Source organism: Mesorhizobium vachelliae, assembly GCF_033977325.1.
GTDB lineage: Bacteria > Pseudomonadota > Alphaproteobacteria > Rhizobiales > Rhizobiaceae > Mesorhizobium > Mesorhizobium vachelliae.
The window spans coordinates 1-4,274 of record NZ_JAVIIR010000048.1 but is presented as its reverse complement, the minus strand read 5'-3'; the positions used below and the strand labels follow the sequence as shown (position 1 = coordinate 4,274).

The window sequence follows — 4,274 nt, the reverse complement described above, 5'->3', positions numbered from 1 at the left end:
AGCGATGATCCGCTCATCAGCCTGCCGGCAGTGGCGCGCTGATCATTCCGGCGCTTGCCGGAGAGCACGGCGACCAATGCCGCCAGCTACACCACATCCCGGGACATGATCACAAATTGCATAGCCTCAAAGCTCCCTCAATGCTTCTACCCCTCCGCGGACGACGACGGGCTCATCGCCGCCCGGCATTCAGACTAGGCGCGCGCCTTGGCGACGACATCTCTCGGCTCCCGGAAGTTCGAGCGTGGTCGCGCGCAAATTGGCTTCCCACGTCCAGTTGCCGGAAATCCCTTTTACGACGAGGCCATCCCACCCCAATTTGCAGAAATCGACTGCCATCCAAGCGAAATTGTCAGGACGAAATACGCTCGCTCACGCCCGTTAAGTCTTGCAGAAATAGGCTGGGTGGTCGCTTCAAAAAAAGCGCACAAGTTGAGCGCGACTGATCGCGTCATCTTGCTCGATTCGGATGGCAAGCCGGGTCTCAAATCACGTTGCACGGTGTGGGATGCGTCCCGAACGAAGCATCGAAATTGATCTGCGTCGAACCTGCCAATAGTGAGTAAACATGGGCACCAACTTGAAAGGTGCCTCACGAGCGGCTTCGAGACAGCGAATCAACTTCTGATTACCGCCGAGGGCAGCGTGCCATTCTCGACCGCGTTGATCATCCAGATTGCCGAGCCTTCGCTTCATTCGGCGCTGTTCGTGAACCATCTTCCGACTTTCAAATCTGGTGCCACACCAGGAATCTCTTGAAGTCAGCGTTCTGCTTAGCGGAACTCATTGGCCGCCTAGGCACGGTTATGCCGCGTTGTCTCGGGTGAGCGATAGCATTCCTGCCGAAATTAAGAGCGTGCAAAAAAGTAAACTGGCCTGTGAGTTTATTTCCGCTTCTGGGATAGAATCCCCAATACAAGCGAGCGACAAAACGCCAGTTTGGTATTTACATCCTATTATACGATGCTTAAGAAGGCGCAAGGAACGTTTCCGTCACCTGCCATCTTTTGGTTTTGAACTGCGGTCTGGTGGTGCCGTTTGTTTGCAGCCGAAACGCTAGTCCGCACCCTCAGCGAGTCGGTATCTAGTGCCGAATGGCCGCCCTATGGCAACCACCTGGACTAACGGCCATGACCGACGACAATCTTTACAAGCCTGGCGAAACCGCCCCGAAGTCGGGGCAATATGAGATCACCGGACCGCGTGGCGGCGGCACCGGTGTCGAGCGCACGGTGGTGAAGGGTGAACCTCTCCCCCCTACTCTTGCGCCCGGCCAGAAGTACCGCCTGACCGACCCTACGAAAACCAAGTAATCGGAATCGGCGGCAGTCCTCCCACTGCCGCCGCAATTTACCTTCGTAAGATCTGTCATGCTCGAACACGAATATACCGTGCTCGGCGGCGTCAACCGTGCGCGCATCGGCCACTATCTGGGTATCGTCTCAGGCGTCGTGTCCGCTGGCGTGGTTTTCCTGCTGCTCTCCGCCATTGATATTGCCAAGACATTTGGCCTTGCGGCAAACTTGCCGCCCTCGGTCCTGTCGCTGGTTAGCGCCGGGGCCGTCTTTGTCGTGCTCTATTGGTTGCTCGAAAAATACGCTTGGAAATGGTGGCCGCTGGCGTCCGTGCTGAAGGTCCCCAATCTGGCCGGCGAATGGGCCGTGCAAGGCCAGACGATCAACCCCGACGGCAGCCATGGCCACGAGTGGAGCGCAACTATCACCATCGTTCAGAGCTGGGACCGTATCCGGGTTCGTTTAAAGTCCTCACAATCTGGCTCAAATAGCACAAGTGCCGCGCTGATTTACGATCAGGCCGACGGATTTAGGTTGTTCTACTCCTACAAGAACGATCCCAACATCAACGAGGTCGAGCTGCGATCACATCGGGGCTCGGCCGACATCACCTTCGCCAAGGACTTGAGGTCCGGCAATGGAGAATATTTCAACGGGCACGGCCGCTTCACCTTCGGCAAGATGACCCTTACGAGGATGTAAAAAATGGCAAGAGATATAGAAAGGCGTCTCCGCCAGCTGAAAACCCGTCGCCTCGGCATGGACCGGCTCGGCCGACTGAATGAGGTCGCAAAACATGAGGTGTTGTCAAAAAGCTTGGCGGAGGAAGCGTGGCAGAAACGTGCCCTGTCGCAGCCCTATACACGCTACGCCCTCGGCGCCATGGCAGAGGTTGGTCCCGATTACACTCAGAAAAGCATCGAGACCGCCGAACGCGTTGGTAAGCAGCTGAAGGACAAACTCGAATCCAATGGATGGTCTGTCGAGTTTCGGCTCCAAGGCTCCGTGCCGCTGAATGTCCACATCCGCGGCGTGAGCGACGTCGATCTCTTGAATCTTGATGCCGATTTTCTGACCTACTATAGCGCAGGCGCCAGGGCGCTGGCCGGATATTATTCCACCCCCGCCACCGAAACGTCTCGGGATCGACTGTTGCGGCTCAGAAAGGAATGCGAAAAAATACTGGTCGATGCCTACCCTGCCGCCGATGTTGATACGTCTGGGGGTAAGGCCATCTGCATCGCCGGTGGCAGCCTGGCGCGTCCGGTCGATGTCGTGCCCTCGCATTGGATCGATACCGTGGAATACCAGCGTACTCTCCAATTGCCTGATCGCGGCGTCAAAATCATTGATAAGAAGAATTCCGAGACGATCGACAACATGCCATTTCTGCACATCGATCGGGTTGACAATCGCGACCAGCTTGAAGCGGGCGGGGGTCTCAAGAAGGCAATACGCCTTGCCAAAAACGTGAAGAACGACGCCATCGAGGACGGCAGAGAAGTCTCCCTCCCGAGTTTCGATATCGCCGGCGTAATGTTCCACGCAGACCAAGGCGCGCTGAAAGTCGGACAGGTTTACGAGTTGGCCATCCTTGCCGAAACGCAGCGTTTCCTGGAGCTGCTGCGGAACAACAAGGCCTATGCTCGCACGCTCGACGTTCCAGACGGCACGCGTAAAATCTTCGATTCCGAATCAAAATTCGCGGGCCTTGACGTTCTGTCGGCTGAAGTCGATGACCTCGCCCGCGAAGTGGCCAAGGAGCAGTCGCGGATGATCCGCCAATATGACGCCCTCCCGCTGGAAGAGAGTCGTAAGGCCATCGAAGGGATATACGTGCCATCCTGACGTCTGTCTTCGGTTACCGCATTCGGGCATCGGTCGGCGGCTGGAAATGGCAATGTTAAATTTAGACTGCCCGGATCAACGTATGAGACGTGGACCTAGGCGTCGTTCGCCCGGCAAACCAGTCCTCTTAGCTGGTCACTCACCAGCAACATCAAGCATAGAGCTGGCCGCAGACGTTCTCACCAAAAGGCGCCCAGGTTTGGAGTTATCCTTTTTTCGCACCAAGAGATGATCGTGAGACGTGGCAAGTTGCACAAGTTTGTTGCAGTGGACCGCACTTCCAAGTCCGCCTTTCCACGTGGCTCGCCACGGAGGAGGAACTGACGTCCGTTTGATCGTGTACAAGTTTGCAGCCCGTGCCATGGAATCACGGTCGCCAACACGGCCCTATATCGACGCGTCATGGCGGCGCACCGCCAACCAGGTCAAAACGTGGCCCGCTGTGATTTCAAAGCTAACGTCGAAGCGTTCGCCCTTGGGCAATTCCCGACAAAGGGTTCGTGTCAGATGCAGTCGTAGACGCCCGTCTCGAGGCACCGCTCGCACTTGGGCACAGTCGAATCCGAAAAAGTGCCTAGCCGTCGGATAGAGTGCTTTGAAGAGAGTTTCCTTCGCGGAAAAAAGCAGAGTGACTAGGCCGTCTGGAGAAAGAGCGGACTGTCGAGCTATCAATGCACGTTCATCGTCGTCGACGGTCGTGCTCAGAAGCGATTCCAGTGCATGGCCGCTGGCCGTCGCCTCCACGTCGACACCTGCTTGGCATGTTCCGTCGGCGATGGCGAAACACGCACAATGCCCTCTTGCATGCGATATCGAACCCGCAGAACCTGGAGGCCAAAGGGGGGCCCTGTCTGGGCCGATGGGAATTTGGGGAGCGGGTTGACCCAGCATATGCAATGCAGCGCGAGCGATCGCTCGACCGGCGAGAAACTCGGCACGACGAATGGGCAATGCCCGGGACAGGCTGACGGGAGTCTCTATCGCCAGCTCATCAAAAAGATCCTCCGTGTAGCTCTCTAACAGGCTGTTGAAGAAATCCACTTGCGGGCGATGAAGTCAGCTTCGTCGCCGTTGTGGAAGCAGATTTGGCCGGTGATGGAGCCGTCTTGCTGGATTTCGGCCCAGCCATCA

Annotated in this window: 5 protein-coding genes; 4 read left to right on the top strand and 1 reads right to left on the bottom strand. The window is 56.8% G+C overall.

The features are described 5' to 3' along the window. Positions 1–207: 207 nt before the first annotated feature. The 4 genes from RFM41_RS33855 (at position 208) to RFM41_RS33840 (ending at position 3,143) form a co-directional block, all read left to right on the top strand. Positions 208–537, top strand: a complete 330-nt coding sequence (locus RFM41_RS33855; protein WP_320253488.1) for a hypothetical protein — start codon at positions 208–210, stop codon at positions 535–537. A 593-nt stretch (positions 538–1,130) separates the two neighbouring features. Then, entirely contained in the window at positions 1,131–1,313 is a 183-nt protein-coding gene (locus tag RFM41_RS33850; RefSeq protein ID WP_320253487.1) for a hypothetical protein, read from the top strand. A gap of 57 nt (positions 1,314–1,370) precedes the next feature. Beyond that, complete coding sequence (locus RFM41_RS33845) at positions 1,371–1,997, top strand: Cap15 family cyclic dinucleotide receptor domain-containing protein (RefSeq protein ID WP_320215318.1); 627 nt, start codon at positions 1,371–1,373, stop codon at positions 1,995–1,997. A gap of 3 nt (positions 1,998–2,000) precedes the next feature. Further along, complete coding sequence (locus tag RFM41_RS33840; RefSeq protein WP_320215319.1) at positions 2,001–3,143, top strand: nucleotidyltransferase-like protein; 1,143 nt, start codon at positions 2,001–2,003, stop codon at positions 3,141–3,143. Between the two features lie 387 nt (positions 3,144–3,530). On the opposite strand, the gene RFM41_RS34370 is transcribed toward RFM41_RS33840, so the two are convergent. After that, positions 3,531–4,184 carry a 4'-phosphopantetheinyl transferase family protein gene (locus RFM41_RS34370; protein WP_430691607.1) on the bottom strand — a complete coding sequence of 218 codons (654 nt, stop codon included), beginning with the start codon at positions 4,182–4,184 and terminating at the stop codon, positions 3,531–3,533. Between the last annotated feature and the right edge of the window lie 90 nt (positions 4,185–4,274).

Bases quoted from the DNA above. Each gene is read 5' to 3' on its own strand.
- RFM41_RS33850 (WP_320253487.1), top strand. From the start codon at position 1,131: ATGACCGACGACAATCTTTACAAGCCTGGCGAAACCGCCCCGAAGTCG.
- RFM41_RS33845 (WP_320215318.1), top strand. From the start codon at position 1,371: ATGCTCGAACACGAATATACCGTGCTCGGCGGCGTCAACCGTGCGCGC.
- RFM41_RS33840 (WP_320215319.1), top strand. From the start codon at position 2,001: ATGGCAAGAGATATAGAAAGGCGTCTCCGCCAGCTGAAAACCCGTCGC.